The 23,468-nt window shown below is 35.4% G+C and carries 15 protein-coding genes and 1 tRNA gene; 10 read left to right on the top strand and 6 right to left on the bottom strand.

The features are described 5' to 3' along the window. Nucleotides 1-65 precede the first annotated feature (65 nt). Nucleotides 66-566: a lipocalin family protein gene (locus Q0975_RS02325; RefSeq protein WP_299432493.1), complete on the top strand. Its 501-nt coding sequence runs from the start codon at nt 66-68 to the stop codon at nt 564-566. A gap of 79 nt (nt 567-645) precedes the next feature. Here Q0975_RS02325 and Q0975_RS02320 read toward each other — a convergent pair whose 3' ends face one another. Next, nucleotides 646-1,479 (bottom strand): tellurium resistance protein TerC, encoded by an 834-nt coding sequence (locus Q0975_RS02320; protein ID WP_299432491.1) that lies wholly within the window; start codon nt 1,477-1,479, stop codon nt 646-648. A 70-nt stretch (nt 1,480-1,549) separates the two neighbouring features. Then, nucleotides 1,550-4,378 (bottom strand): DNA polymerase I, encoded by a 2,829-nt coding sequence (polA, locus tag Q0975_RS02315; protein ID WP_299432489.1) that lies wholly within the window; start codon nt 4,376-4,378, stop codon nt 1,550-1,552. 399 nt (nt 4,379-4,777) lie between these two features. Here polA and Q0975_RS02310 point away from each other — a divergent pair, with 399 nt between their 5' ends. Then, nucleotides 4,778-6,016: a metallophosphoesterase gene (locus Q0975_RS02310; protein ID WP_299432486.1), complete on the top strand. Its 1,239-nt coding sequence runs from the start codon at nt 4,778-4,780 to the stop codon at nt 6,014-6,016. 83 nt (nt 6,017-6,099) lie between these two features. Then, a complete protein-coding gene (locus tag Q0975_RS02305; RefSeq protein WP_091407947.1) occupies nt 6,100-6,396 on the top strand; it encodes a thioredoxin family protein in 297 nt (98 codons plus the stop codon). Nucleotides 6,397-6,403: 7 nt separating this feature from the next. On the opposite strand, the gene Q0975_RS02300 is transcribed toward Q0975_RS02305, so the two are convergent. Next, nucleotides 6,404-7,042 carry a polysaccharide deacetylase family protein gene (locus tag Q0975_RS02300; RefSeq protein WP_299432483.1) on the bottom strand — a complete coding sequence of 213 codons (639 nt, stop codon included), beginning with the start codon at nt 7,040-7,042 and terminating at the stop codon, nt 6,404-6,406. 48 nt (nt 7,043-7,090) lie between these two features. Then, a complete protein-coding gene (locus Q0975_RS02295; RefSeq protein WP_299432480.1) occupies nt 7,091-10,393 on the bottom strand; it encodes a DUF2723 domain-containing protein in 3,303 nt (1,100 codons plus the stop codon). Between the two features lie 217 nt (nt 10,394-10,610). On the opposite strand from Q0975_RS02295, the gene Q0975_RS02290 reads away from it, so the two are divergent. Further along, a tRNA-Gln gene (locus Q0975_RS02290) sits at nt 10,611-10,683 on the top strand. 58 nt (nt 10,684-10,741) lie between these two features. Here Q0975_RS02290 and Q0975_RS02285 read toward each other — a convergent pair. After that, nucleotides 10,742-11,575 carry a universal stress protein gene (locus Q0975_RS02285; protein WP_366888012.1) on the bottom strand — a complete coding sequence of 278 codons (834 nt, stop codon included), beginning with the start codon at nt 11,573-11,575 and terminating at the stop codon, nt 10,742-10,744. Between the two features lie 281 nt (nt 11,576-11,856). Here Q0975_RS02285 and rimP point away from each other — a divergent pair, with 281 nt between their 5' ends. The 3 genes from rimP to infB are packed head-to-tail and all read left to right on the top strand — an operon-like array spanning nt 11,857 to nt 16,448. Further along, entirely contained in the window at nt 11,857-12,324 is a 468-nt protein-coding gene (gene rimP, locus Q0975_RS02280) for a ribosome assembly cofactor RimP (protein WP_299432477.1), read from the top strand. Nucleotides 12,325-12,336: 12 nt separating this feature from the next. Beyond that, entirely contained in the window at nt 12,337-13,569 is a 1,233-nt protein-coding gene (gene nusA, locus Q0975_RS02275) for a transcription termination factor NusA (RefSeq protein ID WP_299432474.1), read from the top strand. A 44-nt stretch (nt 13,570-13,613) separates the two neighbouring features. Beyond that, entirely contained in the window at nt 13,614-16,448 is a 2,835-nt protein-coding gene (gene infB / locus Q0975_RS02270) for a translation initiation factor IF-2 (protein ID WP_299432471.1), read from the top strand. Between the two features lie 90 nt (nt 16,449-16,538). Here the strand turns inward: infB and Q0975_RS02265 are convergent, their stop codons facing one another. Further along, the gene (locus tag Q0975_RS02265; RefSeq protein ID WP_299432469.1) at nt 16,539-16,991 is read right to left on the bottom strand and encodes an SPOR domain-containing protein; all 453 of its coding nucleotides are present in this window, start codon (nt 16,989-16,991) and stop codon (nt 16,539-16,541) included. Nucleotides 16,992-17,214: 223 nt separating this feature from the next. Between Q0975_RS02265 and Q0975_RS02260 the strand changes: the two genes are divergently transcribed. The 3 genes from Q0975_RS02260 to nrfD are packed head-to-tail and all read left to right on the top strand — an operon-like array spanning nt 17,215 to nt 23,467. Then, nucleotides 17,215-18,528, top strand: a complete 1,314-nt coding sequence (locus Q0975_RS02260) for a c-type cytochrome (protein ID WP_299432465.1) — start codon at nt 17,215-17,217, stop codon at nt 18,526-18,528. A gap of 56 nt (nt 18,529-18,584) precedes the next feature. Continuing rightward, a complete protein-coding gene (locus tag Q0975_RS02255) occupies nt 18,585-21,692 on the top strand; it encodes a TAT-variant-translocated molybdopterin oxidoreductase (protein ID WP_299432462.1) in 3,108 nt (1,035 codons plus the stop codon). A 35-nt stretch (nt 21,693-21,727) separates the two neighbouring features. Further along, nucleotides 21,728-23,467: an NrfD/PsrC family molybdoenzyme membrane anchor subunit gene (gene nrfD, locus Q0975_RS02250; RefSeq protein WP_299434217.1), complete on the top strand. Its 1,740-nt coding sequence runs from the start codon at nt 21,728-21,730 to the stop codon at nt 23,465-23,467. Nucleotide 23,468 lies beyond the last annotated feature (1 nt).

Genomic DNA, 23,468 nt, shown 5'->3' with positions numbered 1-23,468 from the left:
TGTTTTTCTTTTGTAGATACTAATAACTTACAATAAATCGTTATTAATATTTAAAACTCAAAATTATGAAAACCAATTTTTTTCTTTTTGCAATATCTTTTGCATTATTTTTTTCTTCATGTAGCTCAGATGATGATAATAGTGGTGATAATGGAGGAGATCCGACTACTGTTTCTCTTGTAGGAACTTGGAAGCTTACTGCTGCTACTGCTGCACAGTCTGTGGATTTGAATATGGATGGAACAGTTTCTGATAATTTATTAGAAGAACTACCTTGTTTCGAAGATACCATTATGGTAAATGATGACAATACTTATGACCAGAATGTGGAAGAAGTTGTTGTCAATGTGGAAATGGTAGGGCCGTTAGTGGTAGTAACTGCTGATTGTACAGGAACAACACTTAACGAAACTGGTACCTGGAGTCTAGATGGAGATAAACTAACATTTACTCCTACAGGGATGGATCCAAAAGAAGTAACTATTACACTTATTGAAACAACACTTTCTTTTACTGACGCTGTAGAAGATCTAGGAGATGTGGCATTAGTATTTACCAGACAGTAGTTCTGGATGTAACTTTAAATCAAAAAGAGCTTCTATCAATTGATAGAAGCTCTTTTTGATTGTATCTACTTCTTAAAGCTTATTTTTCTTCCTTTTGTTTAGCAAGTAATGCCTCTTGATGCTCCTTTTTTGCTAGTAAGTTTTTTTGGTAACGTCCTTGTACAATATCTACAATAACAAGTACAATGATAACAAAATAGAAAGTAGTTTTGCTCATTGGTGTAATAGGATTATTAAAGAGGTGCAAGTGTGCCAGATGACCGCCTTCTGATAATAGCATAATACCTACTATAAATAATATAAAAAGGCCTAATACCTCGTACATTCTATTTTTTTGTAGAAAATTAGATACTTTATCAGCTAGTACAATCATGATGACTCCGCCAATAATAATAGCAATAGACATTAAAATAAGTTGAGGCACATATTCCATATGACTTGTCAATGCCATTGCACTAAGAATAGAATCGAAAGAAAATACTAGATTCATGATCACGATCCAAAGGATAATTTTGTTGGTAGAACCTTTTTTCTCCTCTCCGTGAGATGTTTCGTGTTCTTTTAGCATCATCATATGCCAAATTTCTTTTATAGCAGTATATATAATAAAAACACCTCCTATTAGAACGATAACACTATGTACATTAAATTCGAATTCTATAATGCTATTATTATGTAGGCTTGCAAATGGTTCCTGGAAATACTGAATTAATGACATCAGTATAAAAAGTAAAACTATTCGCAATATGATGGCAAGGCCAACACCTAGTTTGCGAACATAGCTTTGTTTGTCTGCTGGTGCTTTTTTGGATTCTAGAGAAATGTATAAAAGATTATCAAATCCTAAAACGGCTTGTAGTAAAACCAGCATTAACAGGGTAATAAGGCTTTCGATGGTAAAAAGTTGTTCCATAAAATAAATAGTGTATAGTTAGTTATGTTCTTGTGTATGAGTATAAAATTATCAGAAGTAGTTACATTTATTAATGCGCCTCTAACCAATTATTTCCTAATCCCATATCCACATCTAGTGGCACTGCTAGGGTATAAGCATTTTCCATTTCTGATTTTATGAGGGATTGTATTTCATCTAATTCAGGCTTATAGACATCAAAAACCAATTCATCATGTACTTGTAATAACATTTTAGTTTTATAATTTCCTTCTTTTAGTTTCTTATGAATGTTGATCATAGCGATTTTGATAATATCAGCTGCGCTACCCTGGATTGGCGCATTTACGGCATTTCGTTCTGCTGCACCTCTTACAACAGCGTTAGCAGAGTTAATATCTTTTAGGTAACGTCGTCTTCCTAAAACTGTTTGTACATAGCCATTGTCTCTTGCGAAATCTACCAATTCACTCATGTAATTGCGCAGTTTAGGGTAGGTTTTGTAATAGGTGTCAATTAATTCTTTTGCTTCACTACGTGAAAGATCCGTTTGATTACTTAATCCAAAAGCTGAAACCCCATAAATAATTCCGAAATTAACCGTTTTGGCATTACTACGTTGTTCTCTAGTCACTTCTTCTAAAGGAACATTAAATACTTTAGCAGCGGTTGATGCGTGAATATCTTCTCCATTCTTAAAAGCGTTGATCATGGTTTCTTCCTCACTTAATGCTGCGATAATTCTTAATTCTATTTGAGAATAATCGGCAGCTAATAAAGTGTATTCTTTACTTCTTGGTATAAAAGCTTTTCTTACTTGTCGTCCTCGTTCGGTTCTAATCGGGATATTCTGTAAATTAGGGTTGTTGGAACTTAATCGACCCGTAGCAGCAACAGTTTGCATATAATCTGTATGTACGTGACCTGTAGATTCGTTTATCTGGTTTGGTAACGCATCGACATAGGTGCTTTTTAATTTTGATAACCCACGGAAATCTAAAATATTCTGAATAATTTCATGATCTTTTGCTAGATACGACAATACATCCTCTGCCGTAGAATATTGACCAGTTTTTGTTTTCTTTGGTTTGTCTACCAGTTTCATTTTTTCAAAAAGGACGATCCCTAATTGTTTTGGGGAAGCAATATTAAACTCTTCTCCAGCTTTACTGTATATGTCGGATTCTAAAGTTTTAATATCATTGTCTAATTCTGAAGAAAGAGATTGTAAAAACTCCTTGTCTAGATTAATTCCTTCTATTTCCATATCTGCTAGAACTCGTAACAAAGGAACTTCTATGTCTTCAAACAATGATAATATACTGGCTTCATTAAGCTCAGGCGTAAAATGCTCTTTTAGTTGATACGTAATATCTGCATCTTCTACAGCGTATTCTGTTTGTTGTTCTTGTGGAACCTGTCTGAATGATAATTGATTTTTTCCTTTTTTTCCAATTAATTCAGTGATAGAGACAGGGGTGTAGTTAAGATAAGTTTCAGAAAGCACATCCATATTATGTCTCATGTCTGGATTGATAAGATAATGAGCTAGCATGGTGTCAAAAAGTTTCCCTTTTACTTCTATGTTGTATTTCGCTAATACTTTGATGTCGTATTTTAAGTTCTGACCAATCTTGGTAATATGTTCTGCTTCAAAAAAAGGTCTAAATTGTTCGATCAATTCCTGAGCTTCATTTCGGTCTTCTGGAAATGGAATATAGAATCCTTTTCCTGCTTCCCAAGAAAAAGCAATACCTACTAATTCAGCAGTAAGTGGATTGAGACCTGTAGTTTCTGTGTCAAAACATATGCTTTCTTGTTTTAGTAAATTCTGAAGGAATAACTTCATGGCCATTCCTGGAGCAATACTTTGATAAAAATGTTCTGTATTCGCAATCGTTTTTCTGTTAGAAAAAGAGGTAGATGAAGTACTGCTTTCCTGACTATCTCCAAATAACGAGAATTGACCTGCGCCAGCTTGTTCGCCTTGTTTTTTAGGTGAAGAAGAAGTAGTTGCTTTAGGAGATGGGGACTCAGAAGGAAAGAAGATTTTGGTGAATTGATCGATTAATCTTCTAAACTCTAGTTCTTCAAAAATTTCCTGTACTTTTTTTGCATCAGGTGTTGATCTCTCATAATCCTTTGCGTTAAAAGTAACATCGCAATCGAGCATAATTGTTGCTAATTTTTTAGAGAGAAGCCCTAATTCTTGATTAGCTTCTACTTTTTCTTTCATTTTACCTTTTAGCTGATCTATATTTTCAAAAAGACCTTCCATGGATCCGTAAGCAGCAATAAACTTCTTGGCAGTTTTGTCTCCCACACCTGGCAAACCAGGAATATTGTCTACAGCATCTCCCATCATCCCTAAATAATCGATTACTTGTTCTGGGCGTTCTACTTCGAATCTTTTTTGTACTTCAGGAATCCCCCATATTTCGATACCATTACCCATCCTTGCTGGACGATACATGAAAATGTTTTCGGATACTAATTGAGCATAATCTTTATCCGGAGTAACCATATAGGTTTTGTATCCTTCTTTTTCGGCTTGCTTAGCGATGGTTCCGATTAAGTCATCAGCTTCTACACCGGCTCTTTCTATAATAGGAATATCCATTGCTTTAAGTATTTCCTGTATAATAGGAACGGCAATTTTTATTGCTTCTGGAGTTTCATCTCTATTGGCTTTGTATTCTGGAAACATTTCTACACGATCTTTACTACCATGTTTGTCGAATGCTACCGCTAGGTGATCTGGATTCTCTCTTTTAATAACATCAAAGAGTGAGTTTACAAATCCCATTATTGCAGAGGTATCTTGCCCTTTAGAATTGATCCTTGGGTTTTTAATCAAAGCATAATATCCTCGAAAAATAAGTGCGAAAGCATCTAGGAGAAAAAGACGTTTTTGTGACATAGTATGTGTTCAGTTTTTAGGAATGCAATATAAAAAGAAGATTGGTGAAATAGTTTCAAAATTATACTAAATAAGAAATGCCGTCAATGAATGACGGCATTTCGCCCCAAAATAAAATTGATAACAATGTTATCAATTGCTATAAATACGATAGTAATATTTTCTAAATAAAGTAGATTTTTTTTGTAAAACCCAATGTTAATTGGTAGAACGAAGGTACGAATAAAAAATTTACATATGAAAGAAAATTCTAAGATTTATAGTGATATGGGTCTATAGATATATGTAATTACGGTATTTTCTTACGATTCATTTGTAAACCGTTAATTTTTACTTAAATATAACTCTGGTTGATAAAAGGTAGGATAGTTTTGTTTCGTCAATAAATTTGTTATTAATATGCGTTGGATTATTCCCTTAGTACTATATGTTTTAATAGAAATATATGCTTTTCAAGTAATTAGAACCCTTGCCAAAAACCAGTGGGTTCAAATATTATATTTAGTTTTTTCATTATTCGTTATAGGCTATGTGGTATATACTTTTGCTAATTATGATAGAAGTGTAGGTCCAACAAAATATTCTCTTAGAGCAAGTGGTCTATTGTTAGTCACTCTGGTTCCTAAGTTAATTTTGGTGTTATTTATGTTTGGTGAGGATATTATTCGGCTTTGTGTTGCTGGGTACACGTATCTCACTAATACTTTTTTTGACGGAAATGCTACACAGTATTTGCCGGATCGTAGAAAATTTATAAGCCAATTGGCATTGGGGGTAGCTGCTATACCTTTTGCAGGACTTGTGCACGGTATATTTAGAGGGAAATATAATTTTAAGGTGATTAATCATGTGCTTTATTTTGATGATTTACCTAATGCATTTGATGGATTTCGGTTAACTCAGATTTCGGATATTCATTCAGGTAGCTTTGATGAAGTAGAGAAGATTGAGTATGCTGTTAATTTGATTAATGAACAACAGTCGGATTTACTTGTTTTTACAGGGGATATTGTAAATACAATGGCAAGTGAGATGGATGATTGGATTGATGTTTTTAAAGGACTTACGACACCTTCTTATGGGAAGTATTCTATTTTAGGAAATCATGATTACGGTGAATATGTAACTTGGGATACTGAAGAGGAGAAGGAAGCTAATTTTGAAGCGATTAAAGATGTGCACTCTAAAATTGATTTTAAATTGTTACTAAATGAAAATGCATTTATAGAAAAAGATGGAGAACGAATTGCCGTAGTAGGTGTTGAGAATTGGGGCCATAATTTCAAAAAGGCTGGAGATTTAGCGAAAGCATCTGATGGGGTTTCTAAAGAAGATTTTAAAATTTTATTGAGTCATGATCCATCTCATTGGGAATATGAGGTGAAAAAGCATGAGAATCACTACCATCTTACGCTTAGTGGACATACTCATGGATTCCAGTTTGGTATTGAAATTCCTGGCTTTATGAAATGGAGTCCTGTTCAATATGTGTATAAGCAATGGGCTGGAATGTATGATGAAATGGGACGTTATTTGAATGTGAATAGAGGTTTTGGTTTTCATGCTTTTCCGGGAAGAGTTGGGATTTGGCCCGAAATTACAGTGATAGAATTGAGAAAAGGCTCGAAACCAGCTTAATTCGTAGAAAATGTTATATTTACAATTATATATAGACTTTGTTCGTTACTATGACAAAGTTAGAAGATAAAATTTTTTAGAACATGTCAAAGTTTGGAGAGTTAATAGGTATCGAAGTTCCGGTTTTGCTGGATTTTTATACTGAATGGAATGAACCATCTGTATCCATGCATCCAGTATTGCGTGATGTAGCTGCTGCGCTTGGTGATAAGGCTAAAGTGATAAAGATAGATGTGGATAAAAATGAAGAGCTTGCTACAGCGCTTCGGATTAAAGGTCTTCCTACGTTAATGATTTACAAAGAAGGAGAAATGGTATGGAGACAAAGTGGAGAGCAAGATGCTAATACACTTATAGGGCTGATGAAAGAATATGTTTAATAATTGACTATATCTTGTCTAGAACATATCCTTTATTGGTAAAATGCTTCAGTACCTTTGGTAATGCTATTTCAATATTTTTTGAAGCTTTGATACTGTCGTGAAAAACGATGATACTTCCACTTTTTGAATTATCTATTACATTATTAGAACACTGTTCTGGTGATGTGTTTTTGTCCCAATCTTTAGATAAGACATCCCATAATATTATGTTATACCCTAACTTTCTTAATTCAATTAATTTTGATTTACTAAGTTGTCCGTAAGGTGGTCTAAAGAGTTTACTCTTTAGTTCTGTATGTTCTTTTATTTGTTTTTCGCATTTCTCGACATTTTCTAAAAATGAAGAAAGGGTGCTTTTTCTAGCTTTTAAATGATTCATAGTATGATTTCCCACGCTATGACCCTCTGATAGTATTTTGTTAAAAATATGAGGATGTTTTTTTATATTTTCTCCAATACAAAAAAATGTAGCTTTTGCATTAAAAAGCTGTAGTTGATCTAGTATAAACTCGGTAACTTCTGGGATTGGTCCATCGTCAAATGTGAGATAAATCTTTTTCTCTTTTTTAGCATAAAAATCCCAAGTGTAATTTGGGAATAGTAATTTAATACTTTCTGGTGTTTTGACGGGTATTATTTTCAAACTAGAAATGAAAAATTGAGCCTCTTTCAAAAAGAGGCTCAATAAATTTTATGAATTAGGGATGTTTTCTAAAGTATCTAATGGCTTTTGACTATCCTGAAATTCTTTTTGTAAATCTCGCTCTTGCTTCTCTATTGCATCTTGATCATCGTATTCTTCATCTTCAGAATAAAGCCTCGTAAACAATCTAAGATACCTGTTGAACTCTTCTGCTTTTTCTTCAATCATATCCCTATCCTGATTAATAAGTAATAAGTCTACAACACTTCTGTAGCGTTCTACATTACTTACAATTTCACTAGCATATTCATATTGGTTTTCTAACGTAAGGCTGCCAAAATAGGTAAGTTGCTCTTGGTATTTCTTTGCAATTTTATTCCATAGTTCACGTGCTTTTTCTTTTTCTCCTACTTCATAATATCCACTTACATATGGTTCCAATAATGTGTAGTATTCATAATATTCTATAGGCATCTTTTCCATTCCAAGATCAAGAATTTCTTTAGCCTTCTCTTTTTTGTCCTCGTTAATAAGTGCTTCTACTAATCTTGCAAGATTGCTTCGGTACGTTATAGCGTTTTTACGAGTTTCTGGATCGTGATAGATATTAGGATCTTCACTGTTTCCCCAATCCCAACTTGTTACATTATGGTACATAATATCCGTGTCAATGCGCCCCATATCATATGGGTTTCTTTTGTCTATTGGAGTTCTGATAGGCACTAATTTATACGTTACGCCATCTAATTGTAAATAATCTTTCATCCACAAATAGTCATCATCTCCAAAACTTCCTCCGGTAAAATATATAGGTCTTTCCCAATTATTGTTTGCAATGATGTCTAACATTAGTAAGCGATTCTTAAAAAGTAAATCTCCTTTTAGGTGAATATCAATATAAGGCACGATCAGATCGGCATCCTTTTGTGATACAATCCCGTTTTTAAGGACGGCTTCTTTATCTACAGGGATTCTTATATGCTTAGTAGGAAAGGTGTTCACTTGTTTTCCGTTTTGTAGATCCCCTTTGGTTCTTGGATCATCTGTTTCAATCCATCGCATCCAGTTTTTAATAAGCATAGTGTCATTAGTGACAGGCTTATAGTAAATAGCATCATTACTTCCAAATCGATAGAAGTCATGAGTTAACTGTGATGGGATAGGTTTGCCGTCATAAGCTGCTCGTTTCATTTGATCAATATACCAGTCTGTTGCGAAAAGACTAGTGTTTACAGTTCTAACATCTGTTCGGTATTCTTCTATATCTTGAGCATACCATAAAGCAAAGGTGTCATTGTCACCAATGGTAAAAAGAATTGCATCTTTCTGACAGGATTGTAGGTACATTTTAGCCATAGATTGAGCAGTATATCTATCAGAACGATCGTGATCATCCCAATTCTGAGCTGCCAATAATACCGGTACTGCTAATAAACAAACTGCAGTTATGATTGGTGCTAACAGCTTTGGCTTTAATGAGTTTTTGAGAATATCAAATAGCGCGTATACTCCAAAACCGATCCAGATTGCGAAAACATAAAAAGATCCAACTAAGGCGTAATCTCTTTCTCTAGGTTCGAAAGGCCTCTCATTAAGATATATTTTTAGGGCTAAACCTGTAAACAAGAAAAAGGCTAATAATACCCAGAAATTCTTTTTATCCCGTTGCATTTGAAAAACAAAACCGATAAGACCTAATAGTAATGGTAAAAAATAATATGTATTACGAGCTTTGTTTTTCAGGACATCGTTAGGTAAGTTGTCTTGAGATCCTAAATGCATCTCGTCTATAAATTTGATGCCACTTAACCAATTTCCTTCAAGATCTGTATACTTTCCTTGATTATCGTCTTGTCTTCCGACAAAATTCCACATAAAATATCTCCAGTACATATATCCCATTTGATACTCTAAAAGATATAGAATGTTTGATTTAAAAGAAGGTTTTTGAACATTTAGATAATCCCCGAATGAACGTAAAAATTTATTGTAATCATCATTATCTAGTTTACCTACAGCATACTCTCTTCTGAATTGCGTAACTGCTTCTAAGAGTTCAGATTCGTCTTGGTATTCTGGCTTAATGGTAAATTTGATAGGGCCGGTAAAGTCCATATAATTTGATATATGTTCGGTGCTCCACATTCTTGGTAAAAATGCTTTTTGAGCGTCATCTATATTTTGTCTAGCATTTTTCCAGTCGTTTACAATGTCATATCTCCCGGTTTTTAGATTCTTTTCATATTTTGGTTTATCATCTTCATATGGATTATCTTCATCTAGTCCAGCATATATTTCGGTAAATTGTGGTCCGTAAAATAGATGGGTTTCTGGGTATTGCTCTAGATTATAGTATGCTAATAATTCACGTGCATTATTAGGGTTGTTTTCATTAATAACGGTTCCAGCATTTGCTCTAATAGGTAGCATTATCCAGCAGGAGAACCCAATAAAAATAAATAATACACAAAGAACTGCAGAGTTAATTAAAGGATATTCTCTTTTTCGTGTTTGCTTTAAGATAAAATAGAATGCAGTTGCAATTATAAGACCCAAAAAGATGGTTCCTGAATTGAAGGGCATCCCTAATGCATTAACAAATTTTACTTCAAACCATCCAAATAGTTTTAAGGTAGAAGGTAAGAGTAGCTTGAAAATGAACAATAGAATAGCAACTACCACAATGTTAGCAGTAATGAAGCTCTTTATAGTAACCTTATAGTTTTTAAAATAATAAAGTAGTCCAATTGCAGGGATTGAAAGCAGTCCCATGAAATGAATTCCAAAAGAGAGTCCGGCAACAAATGCAATTAAAATCAACCAACGATTTCCTCGAGGGTTATGCATATCTCGTTCCCAGCGTAATCCTAGATAGAATAATATGGATAATATGCAAGTTGCCATGGCATATACCTCTGCTTCTACAGCATTAAACCAGAAACTGTCAGTAAAGGCAAATGCTAGAGATCCTACTAGTCCACTTCCTAAGGTAGCGAGTGCTTTACCTTGTGTGAATTTTTCATCTTTTATAATTAGTTTCTGTACTAGAATAGTAATTGACCAAAACATAAAAAGAATGGCAAATGCACTTGCGAAAGCCGATGTCATATTAACTGCAAAAGCAATTTGAGTGGGGTCCGATGCAAAAATTGAAGCAAAAGCACCTATCATCTGAAACAAAGGTGCTCCAGGAGGATGTCCTACTTGTAACTTTGATGAGGTTGCGATATATTCACCCGCATCCCAAAAACTAGCAGTTGGCTCAACGGTTAGGTAGTATACACATAGGGCAATTCCAAATACTACCCATCCCGTTATTTTATTCCACTTTTTAAAGTTGAATGTGCTCATAAGATATAACTGTTATATAAAGTGTGGCGAATTTAGTAATAAAAATACTTCTCTATTGGTTTTTTTAGCAAACGCTTAACAGAAGTTTATATTTTGGGGAGCATGCATTTAAAATTATCTTGATATTTTTTTTAAAAAGTGCTAATGGTGTAATTTTTTTTTAAAAATACTTGTATACTTAAAAGAAAGTTTTAAATTTGCATCCGCATTACGGAATTGGCCCATGGTGTAACTGGCAACACGTCTGTTTTTGGTACAGAAGAGTCTAGGTTCGAGCCCTAGTGGGCCAACAAAAAAAAGGAGTAACTTAAATGTTGCTCCTTTTTTTATTTCATTTAGGGGTGAAGTTTATATTTTGAAAGTTAAAACAGGTCTTTTAGCGTGATTTACTACATCTTCACCAAGACTTCCGTTAATGAAATGAGATAATCCTTTTCTTCCGTGTGTGCTAATTCCGATAAGACCAGCATCAACAGAGTTTGCGAAATTCAAAATTCCTTTCTCGACATTAATGTCGTTATAGATGTTTAATGTGTAATTGTCGATGGGAAGGTCAGAAATCATCAAGTTCATTTTTTCCTCTGTTTCGCTAGTGGTTTTGAAGCTATTAGCTGTGTTTATCCATACTAAATGAAGTTTAGCGTCTAATTGTTTAGCGAATTCATGGGCGGAGATCAATGAAGGTTTGTCTTCATCATCAAAGTTTGTAGCATATACAAGGTCATTTATATTAAATATATCACAATCTTCTTTGATAACCAATACAGGTTTTTTGGATGTTCTAACAACTTTTTCAGCATTGGAGCCAATAAATAGTTCCTCAAAACCTGATGAGCCATGAGATCCCATGATAATCATATCGATATCATTTTTTTTGCTTGCATCCATAATGCCATGCAGGACATCTTCGAAACTTACAGTTTCTATTACTTCTATGTCTTTTAGGTAATCACTAGCCATGATTTCTTCAAATTTTTTATGGGTTTGCTGCATGAAAAATACAGCTTCCGGAGCAGGAGCTGAAGCGCTAGAAGACATTAGGTCAACTAAGTGGACAGGCATTTCTAAAATATGTAATAGATAAATCTGGCAGTTATTTTTTTTTGCCATTTGTGCGGCTACTTTTAATGCACTTTCTGCTTGAGAAGAAAAATCTGTAGGAACTAGGATTTTGTTGATCATGATAAAGTGTGTTTATAAAAATTTGTCGATAGAAATTTGATTTTTTTTGTGTCAATTGTTTTTTTTATTCATTTGACTAAATGAATTACTGTGATATAAAATTGTATTTTAGATACGATTTTATATGAATTTATAGAGGTAATACTCTAATAGTCATTTAAAATTACGAATAAATTCATTCTTAACTAGATTTTGAATCTAAGATATTATTACTATCTTTGCACCGTTGAAATTAAAAAACCAGATTGAGGGGACGGAAAGTCCCCTCTTTTTATCTACTTATGTCATTAAAAGATAAAGTTCAGAATTTATTGCAAGAGGCTCTCGATGAGAGGCCTACATTATTTTTGATTAATCAAAAGATTCATTCAGGTAATAGTATTGAGATTATTATTGATGGAGATGAAGGAGTGACAGTCGAAGATTGTATAGCGGTAAGTAGAGCAGTTGAGCATAACTTGGATCGGGAAGAAGAAGATTTTTCTTTACAAGTAATGTCTGCTGGAGTTTCTGAAGGGTTGACACATCAACGTCAGTATAAAAAAAATATTGGAAGAAAGCTTAAAGTGAGAACAGAAGGGGACGGAACTATCGAAGGGGAGTTGACATCTGTTACAGATGATAATATAACATTGGTGTGGAAGGCTAGAGAGCCAAAACCAATTGGTAAAGGAAAAATAACGGTAACTAAAGAAGCTTGTGTCCAATATAAAGAAATACAAGAAGCAAAAGTTATGATAACATTTTAATTATAGATTGATATGGAAAATATCGCATTAATAGAATCATTTTCAGAATTTAAGGATGATAAGTTAATCGATCGTGTTACACTAATGGCGATCTTAGAAGATGTATTTAGAAATGCATTAAAAAAGAAATTTGGTAGTGATGATAATTTCGATATCATTATAAACCCTGATAAAGGGGATTTAGAGATTTGGAGAAACCGTATCGTGGTAGCTGATGGTGAAGTTGAAGATGGTAATCAAGAAATAACTATTTCTGAAGCGCAAAAGATTGAGCCTGATTTCGAGATAGGGGAAGATGTTTCTCAGGAAGTGAAATTAATAGACTTAGGAAGAAGATCTATATTGGCGTTACGTCAAAATTTGATTTCTAAAATTCATGAGCATGACAATACCAATATCTATAAGCAGTTTAAAGAATTAGAAGGAGAGATATATACAGCAGAAGTTCATCATATTCGTCATAGAGCAATTATTTTGTTAGATGATGAAGGGAATGAAATTATTTTGCCAAAGGATAGACAGATTCCTTCGGATTTTTTCAGAAAAGGAGAGAATGTACGAGGAGTGATTGAGTCAGTTGAATTAAAAGGTAATAAGCCTTCTATTATTATGTCTAGAACATCTCCTTTGTTCTTAGAGAAATTGTTTGAATCGGAAATACCTGAGGTTTTTGACGGTTTGATTACTGTGAAAAAAGTGGTGAGAATACCTGGAGAAAAAGCTAAGGTTGCTGTTGATTCTTATGATGACAGAATTGATCCTGTTGGAGCTTGTGTAGGTATGAAGGGGTCTCGTATTCATGGTATTGTTAGAGAGCTTGGAAACGAAAATATTGATGTAATCAATTATACGAATAATTTACAACTATTCATTACTAGAGCATTGAGTCCTGCTAGAGTAACATCGATAAAGCTGAATGAGGAAGGTGGTCGTGCAGAAGTGATGTTGAAACCTGAAGAGGTTTCTAAGGCTATTGGTCGTGGAGGTCATAATATACGATTGGCTGGTCAATTAACCGGTTATGAGATTGATGTGTTTAGAGAAGGTGTTGAAGAAGATGTAGAGTTGTCGGAATTTTCGGATGAAATCGATTCTTGGATTATAGAAGAATTTGCTAAAATAGGGTTGGATACAGCCAAGAGTATTTTAGAGCAAGATATTAAAGACTTGGTAAAAAGAACAGATCTTGAAGAAGAGACTGTGGGTGAGGTTATTAGAATATTAAAATCAGAATTTGAAGATTAATAACTTCAATTAATTTATATTTGAGCATAAAATTATAGGCATTTATGGCTGAAGCAAAAACAATGAGATTAAATAAGGTATTACGCGAATTCAATATCTCGCTAGATCGGGCTGTCGACTTTTTGAATTCAAAGGGTCATGAGATAGACTCGCGTCCTACCACAAAAATTTCTGCAGAGATCTATCAGCTTTTGTTTGATGAGTTCCAGACAGACAAGAGTAAGAAGGTGGCTTCAAAAGAGGTTGGTGAAGAGAAGAGAAAAGAGAAGGAGGCGCTTAGAGTACAGATTGAGACAGAGCAGGAAGAGAGACGGAAGCGTGCTGAAGCTCGTGAAGTTGTAAAAGCCAAAGCCCAGTTAACCGGACCTAAACAAGTAGGTAAGATTGAATTGGATAAGAAGGAAGAGGTTGCTGAACAGTCCGAAGAAAAAGTAGCAGCAGAAACTCCTAAAAAAGAAGAGGTAAAAGAGAAGGAAAAGGAGAAAGAAAAAGAACCTCAGAAAGAGAAGGAAAAAGAGCCAGAAGTGATTTCTAATAGGCCTGCTAAAAAAGGTATAAAAATTGCCAAAGTAGCACCTATAGAATTGGAGCAGAAGAAAGCTGAAAAGAAGGTTGAGCAAACAACTGCGAAAAAAGAAGCTCCCGCTTCTCAAGAACCGGAAGTTCAAGCGGAACCTGTAAAGGTTGAAACGCAATATAAAAAGTTAGATGGACCTAATTTTACAGGTCAGAAAATTGACTTAACTAAATTTCAGAAACCACCTAAAAAGAAAGAGGAGAAATCCGATAAATCTTCAGACGGAGATGCAAAGAAACGCCGTAGAAGAATAAGTAAGGACGGTGGAAATAAGCCTGGAGGAGGGCCTGGTAATAGAGGCGGAAATCGTGGGCCAGGAAATCGTGGACCGGGAAACCGTGGGCCAGGAAATCGTGGACCTGCAAAAGGGAAAAGACCAGCTATTGTAAAGGAGGAGCCAAGTGAAGAAGAGGTGCAAAAGCAGGTGAGAGAAACTCTTGAGAAACTTCAGGGGAAATCAAATAAATCTAAAGCAGCTAAATACCGTAGAGATAAGCGTGATCAACACCGTCAAAAAGCGGAAGATGATGTGGCTCAACAGGAACAGGAAAGTAAAGTTATTAAAGTGACAGAATTTGTAACTGTTTCTGAAGTGGCGACTATGATGGATGTTCCTACAACACAGGTGATATCTGCGTGTATGGCACTTGGTATTATGGTTACCATGAATCAGCGTTTGGATGCTGAAACACTTTCTATTGTTGCAGAAGAGTTTGGTTATGACGTTGATTTTGTAACTTCTGATATAGAAGAATCTATTGAAGAAATTGTTGATGCTCCAGAAGATCTTGTCGTAAGAGCACCTATTGTTACTGTAATGGGTCACGTAGATCATGGTAAAACATCGCTATTAGATAATATTAGAGAAGAGAATGTAATTGCAGGAGAGAGTGGTGGAATCACGCAGCACATTGGTGCGTATGGAGTGCAGTTAGAAAATGGCCAGAAGATTGCGTTTTTGGATACACCAGGTCACGAAGCCTTTACAGCTATGCGTGCACGTGGTGCTCAAGTAACGGATTTGGCAATTATTGTAATTGCTGCGGACGATGATGTGATGCCGCAAACAAAAGAGGCAATTAGTCATGCGCAAGCTGCAGGAGTTCCTATAGTTTTTGCTATTAATAAAGTGGATAGGCCTGAGGCAAATCCAGAAAAGATAAAAGAGAAGTTAGCTTCCATGAATTTGTTAGTTGAAGACTGGGGAGGAAAAATCCAATCCCACGATATTTCAGCAAAAACGGGAATGGGAGTTAAGGAGTTACTTGAAAAAGTATTACTTGAAGCTGAAATTCTGGAACTTAAAGCTAATCCTGAGAGATTGGCTGCAGGTACAGTGGTTGAGGCGTTCTTGGATAAAGGACGTGGATATGTTTCTACTATTTTAGTTCAGACGGGAACACTTCGTGTTGGAGATTATGTCTTGGCTGGTAAGAATAGTGGTAAGATAAAAGCTATGCACGATGAGAGAGGTAACAATGTTGAGGAAGCAGGACCTTCTACTCCAGTTTCGATACTAGGTCTAGATGGAGCGCCACAAGCAGGTGATAAGTTTAGTGTGTTGGAAGATGAAAGAGAAGCAAAAGATATTGCGTCTAAAAGAGCTCAATTGCATAGAGAACAATCTGTGCGTACACAACGACATATTACACTTGATGAAATTGGACGTCGAATTGCTCTTGGAGACTTTAAAGAGTTAAATATTATTCTTAAAGGAGATGTTGATGGTTCTGTAGAAGCATTAACAGATTCTTTCCAGAAGTTGTCGACAGAAGAGATTCATGTGAATATTATACATAAAGCTGTTGGAGCTATTACCGAGAGTGACGTGTTGTTGGCATCAGCTTCTGATGCAATTATAATTGGATTTAATGTAAGGCCAGCAGGTAATGCTCGTCAGGTAGCAGATAAAGAAGAAATCGATATCAGAACATATTCAATTATTTATGATGCAATCAATGATCTAAAAGATGCAATGGAAGGTATGCTTTCTCCAGTGATGAAGGAGGAGATTACTGGTACTGCGGAAATTAGAGAGACATTTAAGATATCTAAAGTTGGTACTATTGCGGGTTGTATGGTACAAACTGGTAAGATTGTTCGTAATGCAGGGATACGATTAATCCGTGAAGGTGTAGTTGTGTTTACTGGAGAGCTTTCTTCTTTGAAGAGGTTTAAGGATGATGCAAAAGAAGTAGCAAAAGGATATGATTGTGGATTGCAAGTAAAGAATTATAATGATATCAAAATAGGTGATGTAATCGAATCTTTCCAGGAAGTAGCTGTGAAGAAAAAATTATAACGCTTCGATATATTTATATTTTATAGTAAAAAGAAAGCCCGATCATTTGATCGGGCTTTTTGTTTGTCAATATTTTTATGGTAAATACGGTTATTTCTTTTCGGGTTTGAAAAGAAATGCATTGGGAAATTCCTTTCTGATTTCTTTTAAAGCTCTATCTGTTTCTAGTTTACTTCTGAAATTACCTATCCATACTTTGTGATTAGGGGTTTCATAAACAATATCGGCTCTCCATTGAGGGAAATCCTTTTCCGCATTATTTCTAATAGTATTTGCTACATTAAGATCTCCTGTGTATAATTGAATTCTGTAATTCTCACTAAGTACACCATCTTTGTCCATTTTGGTTTTGATGTCAAGTAGCTGTTTGATTTTTGGATCTTGATTGATATTGACTGTCGGCTCAGCTGGAGGAGTCATTTCTATAGTGGTAAAAACTGTTGGATTATCAGAATTAGTTGAGTCTTGTGCGCTTAAGTTGGTGATTCCAGCAAAACAAAAACCTACTAATAAAAGGTTGTTTTTTTTGTTTAAAATTCTCATTACAAATAGATTTGATACAAAGGTAAAGTTTAATAACTCAAAATCCTTTAAAAATATTATTTAGAATTGTTATAAATTAGCACTTAACAGTTCCCTAACATTTCTAAAATCGACTTATTATAGTACTTTTGCTGTCGAATTAAATGGACGTGGTTTTTACATGTTTTTTTGTGAATAATGAAAAAACCATACCAAAATTTAGACGATAATTCTACTTAATAATATGAAACAGGTGAAATACCGAAATTCAGCCTCAAAACTCCTACTTCTAGGAACTGTTTTTTTATTCTCTTTATTGAATCCGGCTTTTGCACAGCAAGAAGCGGTGTCGACTGAAGCTGCTGCTGTAGAATCTGCTGCAGGTGGAGACGTAGCAAAAGGAGAAGCGTTATTTAAATCGCTTTGTGCTGCTTGTCATAAGCGTTACAAAAAGATGACAGGACCAGCGTTGTTTGGAGTTACAGAAAGACGTGATACAGAATGGTTGTATTCTTGGATTAAGAATAGTGCTGCAATGATCGCCTCTGGTGATGCAGATGCAGTTGCAATTTTTGAAGAATACAATAAAACTGCAATGAACGCATTTCCGCAGTTAACGAACACGGATATTGATAATATCTTAGCATATGTGTCGGTTCCTTATACACCGCCAGCACCAATAGCTGGGTTAGAGCCGGTTACTCAGACGGGAGGAGGAGTTTCTTCTAATCTTGTCTTAGCGGCATTAGCGTTAGTTTTCTTGATGTTAGTGGTAGTGCTATTCTTAGTGAATAAGACACTTAGAAGCTTTGCAGAAGCAAATGGTGTTGAGTTGCCAGAATCAGAAGAAAGAACTCCAATTTGGAAAGCATTCGTTCAGAATCAATTCTTAGTACTAGTGTCAGCGATATTTTTATTGTTGGCTAGTGGGTACTTTGTGTATGGATATTTTATGCAAGTAGGTGTCGATCAGGGATATCAACCAATACAACCAATTCATTTTTCTCATAAAATTCACGCTGGTGATAATAAGATAGAATGTAAGTATTGTCACTCATCTGCACGAGTAAGTAAAACTTCAGGGATTCCTTCACTTAATGTGTGTATGAACTGTCATAAATCAATTAGTGAGGTTGCAGATGCTACAGCAACTGCTGATTATACTAAAGATTTCTATGATAAAGAAATTCAGAAGTTGTATAAAGCTACTGGATGGGATGAAGGTACGCAATCATATACAGGAGATACTGAGCCAGTGAAATGGGTTCGTATTCATAATCTTCCTGATTTTGCATATTTTAATCACTCTCAGCACGTAAGTGTTGCGGGAATAGAGTGTCAGAAATGTCACGGGCCTGTGGAAGAGATGGAGATTATGTATCAGCATGCTCCTTTAACTATGGGATGGTGTATTAACTGTCACCGTGAAACAAACGTAAATATTTCAGGTAATGAGTATTATGAAAAGATTCATAAGGAGTTGTCTAAGAAATACGGAGTTGATAAGTTGACAGCAGCACAAATGGGTGGTCTGGAATGTGGTAAGTGCCACTATTAATATAAAAGTTAATCCGGTTTGATCCGGAAATAGTAAGAAGCTAATATCAATTATATATGTCATCAAACAAGAAATACTGGAAAAGTGTTGAAGAGCTAAACGAAAATAGCTCTATTGTTGAGACGCTACAACAAAATGAGTTCGTTCAAGAAATTCCTACGGACGAGTTTTTAGGAGATAAATCATCTCTGGAAAATTCTTCGACTTCTCGTCGTGATTTTCTTAAATATGTAGGTTTTAGTACAGCAGCTGCATCTTTAGCAGCTTGTGAAGGCCCAGTGATTAAGTCAATACCATATGTAGTGCAACCAGAAAGAATTGTTCCTGGTGTTGCTAATTATTATGCAACTACAATTGCTGATGGTTTTGATTTTGCTAGTGTTTTAATAAAAACAAGAGAGGGTCGTCCAATTAAAGTGGAAAACAATAATCTTGCTACTTCTAATGGAGATGCAAATGCAAGAGTTCATGCATCGGTTTTGTCTTTGTATGATAATACTCGTTTGCAAGGTCCTAAAAAAGGAGAAGAGGATATTAGTTGGGAGACTTTAGATAAAGAAGTTGGTGCTAAATTAAATAGTCTTGGTGGAAAACAAATTGTATTGTTAACTCAGACATTTGCAAGTCCTTCAACTTCTAAGTTGATATCAGAATTTAAAGCTAAATATGGTAACGTATCTCACGTAGTATATGATGCGGTTTCTTCAAGCGAAGCATTGGATGCTTACGAGATGATGTATGGCGAAAGAGCATTGGCTGATTATGATTTCTCTAAAGTAAATACTATTGTAAGTGTTGGTGCGGATTTCTTAGGAGATTGGCAAGGTGGAGGATACGATAGTGGTTATGCTAAAGGACGTATTCCAAAAAACGGAAAAATGTCTAGGCATATTCAGTTCGAGGCAAATATGTCGCTTTCTGGAGCTAATGCAGATAGAAGAGTTAAAGCTACACCAACGCAACAAAAACAAGTGTTGGCAGCATTATATAAGTATGTGACTGGAGCAGGGTCTAAAGGAGCTTTAGATGCTGGGTTAGATGCAGAGGTAGTGAAAGCTGCAAAACAAATTCAAAAAGCTGGTAGTAACGCTATAGTTATTTCAGGAATTCAGGATGTAGATGCACAGTTATTAGTATTAGCAATTAATAAAGCAATAAGTACTAAGGCATTTAACGAAAAAACTCCTCGCAAAATTCGTCAGGGTAATGCGAAGGCGGTTGCTCAATTAGTTAAAGATATGAATGCAGGTCGCGTAGGTGGCTTGTTAATTGCTGGAGTAAATCCAGCATATGCTCTTTCTAATGCGGCAGAGTTTAAAGCCGGTTTAGAAAAAGTGGATGTTTCTGTTGCATTTAGTATGCATAATGATGAAACTGCGTTAGGATGTAATTATGTGGCAACAACTCCTCATTATTTGGAGTCTTGGGGTGATGTAGAATTGAAAAAAGGAAGCTATAGTTTGATGCAACCTACAATTCGACCATTATTTGATACGCGTCAGTTTCAGGAAACATTATTGAAATGGACGGGAAATACAGCTTCATATAATGATTATATTAAAGATGCTTGGACAGGTGTTCTTGGTGGGACTTCTTGGAATCAAGCATTACATGATGGAGTTTTGGTGAAGCCAGTTCTTGTAAAAGAATCATTAGAGACTGCAATTGCTACTCCAGAAGGAGATGCAGTGGTAGAAGTTCCGGCTGGTCCTAATGTTGGTGCTGCAGCTAGAAGATTGTCTACCGCAAAATCAAATGGATTAGAGCTTACATTATATACAAAAACAGCTTTAGGTGATGGGCAACAGGCTAACAACCCTTGGTTACAAGAGATGCCTGATCCAATTACCAGAGCTTCTTGGGATAATTATTTAACAGTTGCTAGAGCAGACGCAGAATCTCTAGAATTGATCAATGAGAATGTTGCTAATGGAGCTTTGAACGGAAGTTATGCTACTGTTACTGTTAATGGAGTTAGTGTAACTGCACCGGTAATTATTCAACCAGGACAAGCGCAAGGATCTGTAGGGTTAGCCTTAGGATATGGTAAAAAAGCTGGACTTAAAGAGGAAATGCAAGTTGGTGTAAATGCATATGCATTATATCAAAATCAAAATTCTGTTCAGTCAGTATCTATAGCAAAAGCTGAAGGTACTCACGAGTTTGCTTGTGTACAGTTACATAATACATTAATGGGTCGTGGTGATATCATCAAAGAAACGACTCTTGAGATATTTAATACAAAAGATAAACACGATTGGAATGCAATTCCAGAAGTGAGTAAAAATCATATAGAGTACGAGGTTACTTCACCAGAAGTTGATCTTTGGGATGAATTTGATCGTTCAGTAGGGCATCATTTTAATCTTTCTATAGATCTTAATGCGTGTACCGGATGTGGTGCTTGTGTTATTGCTTGTCACGCTGAGAACAATGTTCCTGTGGTAGGTAAATCAGAGATTCGTAGATCTAGAGATATGCACTGGTTGCGTATTGACCGTTATTATTCTTCAGAAGATAGCTTTGACGGAGATAATCAGAAGAAAAATAACATGAAAGGGTTAGGAAGCTCTTTATCTGAGTTTGGAGAGATGGAAATCCCTTCGGATAACCCAGAAGTTGCTTTTCAGCCAGTAATGTGTCAGCATTGTAATCACGCACCTTGTGAAACTGTATGTCCTGTTGCAGCGACATCTCACGGTAGACAAGGTCAGAATCATATGGCATACAACCGTTGCGTAGGAACAAGATATTGTGCAAACAACTGTCCTTATAAAGTACGTAGATTTAACTGGTTCCTGTATAACGAAAATGATGAGTTTGATTATCATATGAATAACGATTTAGGTCGTATGGTATTGAACCCTGATGTAACTGTTCGTTCTAGAGGTGTTATGGAAAAATGTTCTATGTGTATTCAAATGACACAAAAAACGATTTTAGATGCCAAAAGAGATGGAAGAGCTATTAAGGATGGAGAATTCCAAACTGCTTGTTCAGCGGCTTGTTCTTCTGGAGCGATGACGTTTGGAGATATTAATGACAATGATAGTAAAGTAGCTAAATTAAAAGAGGATGACCGTATGTATCACTTACTAGAGCACGTAGGTACAAAACCAAATGTGATGTACCAGACTAAAGTAAGAAATACTTCAGAAGCCTAATTAAATTAAATAAAGAATCAATTCAATTATAAAGGATTATGTCTCATTACGAAGCACCTATAAGAAAACCTTTAGTAACTGGCGATAAAACCTACCACGATGTAACTGTGGATGTGGCAGCACCGGTTGAAGGTAAAGCAAATAAATCTTGGTGGATTGTATTTTCTATCGCGCTTATTGCTTTCCTTTGGGGAATAGGTTGTATAATTTATACAATTTCCACAGGTATAGGAACCTGGGGGTTAAATAAAACAGTAGGATGGGCCTGGGATATCACCAACTTTGTTTGGTGGGTAGGTATAGGTCACGCAGGAACATTAATTTCTGCTGTATTATTGTTATTCCGCCAGAAATGGAGAATGGCGATTAACAGATCCGCAGAAGCGATGACCATATTTTCGGTTATTCAAGCAGGTTTGTTTCCTATAATTCACATGGGTCGACCTTGGTTAGCATATTGGGTATTGCCTATTCCGAATCAGTTTGGATCTTTATGGGTGAACTTTAACTCACCATTGCTTTGGGATGTATTTGCAATCTCTACCTATCTTTCAGTATCATTGGTGTTCTGGTGGACAGGTTTACTACCTGATTTTGCAATGATTAGAGACCGTGCGATTACACCTTTTAATAAGAAAATATACGGGATTCTATCCTTCGGATGGAGTGGTAGAGCAAAAGATTGGCAACGTTTTGAAGAAGTTTCTTTGGTACTTGCAGGTTTAGCTACTCCACTAGTACTTTCTGTACATACAATTGTATCCTTTGACTTTGCTACTTCGGTTATTCCTGGATGGCATACAACGATCTTCCCTCCATATTTTGTTGCAGGTGCAATCTTCTCAGGATTTGCAATGGTAAATACATTGCTTATTATAATGAGAAAAGTGTCTAAGCTGGAAAATTATATCACAATACAACATATCGAATTAATGAACATTGTAATTATGATTACTGGTTCTATAGTTGGTGTGGCTTATATTACCGAACTGTTTGTTGCTTGGTATTCTGGTGTAGAATACGAACAGTATGCATTCTTAAACAGAGCAACGGGTCCTTATTGGTGGGCATACTGGGCAATGATGTCTTGTAATGTGTTCTCTCCACAGTTTATGTGGTTCCCTAAGCTTAGAAGAAGTATTATGTTCTCATTTATCATTTCTATTGTTGTAAACATAGGGATGTGGTTCGAAAGATTTGTAATTATTGTGACTTCGCTTCATAGAGATTACTTACCATCATCTTGGACAATGTTCTCGCCTACATTTGTAGATATCGGAATATTTATAGGAACGATAGGGTTCTTCTTTGTACTATTCTTATTGTATGCACGTACATTCCCGGTGATAGCTCAAGCTGAAGTGAAAACTATTTTGAAATCATCAGGAGAGAAGTATAAAAAACTGAGAGAAGCAGGGATTGATCATAGAGATGAATTACCAAAGATAAAAGCTCAAGTTACAACGGAAGAAGTATCAGTTGATGATGCTAAAGCTTCACCGAAGGAAACTAGCCAAGAAGATATTAATAGCCTATTAGGAAACTTAGGAACCTTTGATGCAGCTACACAAACTGCCGATGATCTTAAGAAAGTAAATGGTATTGGTCCAGTAATGGAGAAAAAATTAAACGAAATCGGGATATTTACTTTTGATCAGGTAAGTAGAATGACTAAAGTAGAATACGATTTATTAGATAGTATCACAGCATCTTTCCCAGGAAGAGCGCAACGTGATGATTGGGCTGGACAAGCTGAAAAACTAAAAAACAACTAGA

Origin of the sequence: uncultured Aquimarina sp. (assembly GCF_947500065.1) — a bacterium.
In the GTDB taxonomy this organism is placed as follows: domain Bacteria; phylum Bacteroidota; class Bacteroidia; order Flavobacteriales; family Flavobacteriaceae; genus Aquimarina.
The sequence above is the reverse complement of the archived record's forward strand: the minus strand, read 5'-3'. Positions and strand labels throughout refer to the sequence as shown.

Excerpts from the sequence above, each read along its gene's own strand:
- Q0975_RS02305 (WP_091407947.1), top strand. The coding sequence starts at position 6,100 with ATGTCAAAGTTTGGAGAGTTAATAGGTATCGAAGTTCCGGTTTTGCTG.
- Q0975_RS02255 (WP_299432462.1), top strand. The coding sequence starts at position 18,585 with ATGTCATCAAACAAGAAATACTGGAAAAGTGTTGAAGAGCTAAACGAA.
- Q0975_RS02310 (WP_299432486.1), top strand. The coding sequence starts at position 4,778 with ATGCGTTGGATTATTCCCTTAGTACTATATGTTTTAATAGAAATATAT.
- Q0975_RS02325 (WP_299432493.1), top strand. The coding sequence starts at position 66 with ATGAAAACCAATTTTTTTCTTTTTGCAATATCTTTTGCATTATTTTTT.
- Q0975_RS02320 (WP_299432491.1), bottom strand. The coding sequence starts at position 1,479 with ATGGAACAACTTTTTACCATCGAAAGCCTTATTACCCTGTTAATGCTG.
- nusA (WP_299432474.1), top strand. The coding sequence starts at position 12,337 with ATGGAAAATATCGCATTAATAGAATCATTTTCAGAATTTAAGGATGAT.
- Q0975_RS02285 (WP_366888012.1), bottom strand. The coding sequence starts at position 11,575 with ATGATCAACAAAATCCTAGTTCCTACAGATTTTTCTTCTCAAGCAGAA.
- Q0975_RS02260 (WP_299432465.1), top strand. The coding sequence starts at position 17,215 with ATGAAACAGGTGAAATACCGAAATTCAGCCTCAAAACTCCTACTTCTA.
- rimP (WP_299432477.1), top strand. The coding sequence starts at position 11,857 with ATGTCATTAAAAGATAAAGTTCAGAATTTATTGCAAGAGGCTCTCGAT.
- polA (WP_299432489.1), bottom strand. The coding sequence starts at position 4,378 with ATGTCACAAAAACGTCTTTTTCTCCTAGATGCTTTCGCACTTATTTTT.
- Q0975_RS02295 (WP_299432480.1), bottom strand. The coding sequence starts at position 10,393 with ATGAGCACATTCAACTTTAAAAAGTGGAATAAAATAACGGGATGGGTA.
- Q0975_RS02265 (WP_299432469.1), bottom strand. The coding sequence starts at position 16,991 with ATGAGAATTTTAAACAAAAAAAACAACCTTTTATTAGTAGGTTTTTGT.
- infB (WP_299432471.1), top strand. The coding sequence starts at position 13,614 with ATGGCTGAAGCAAAAACAATGAGATTAAATAAGGTATTACGCGAATTC.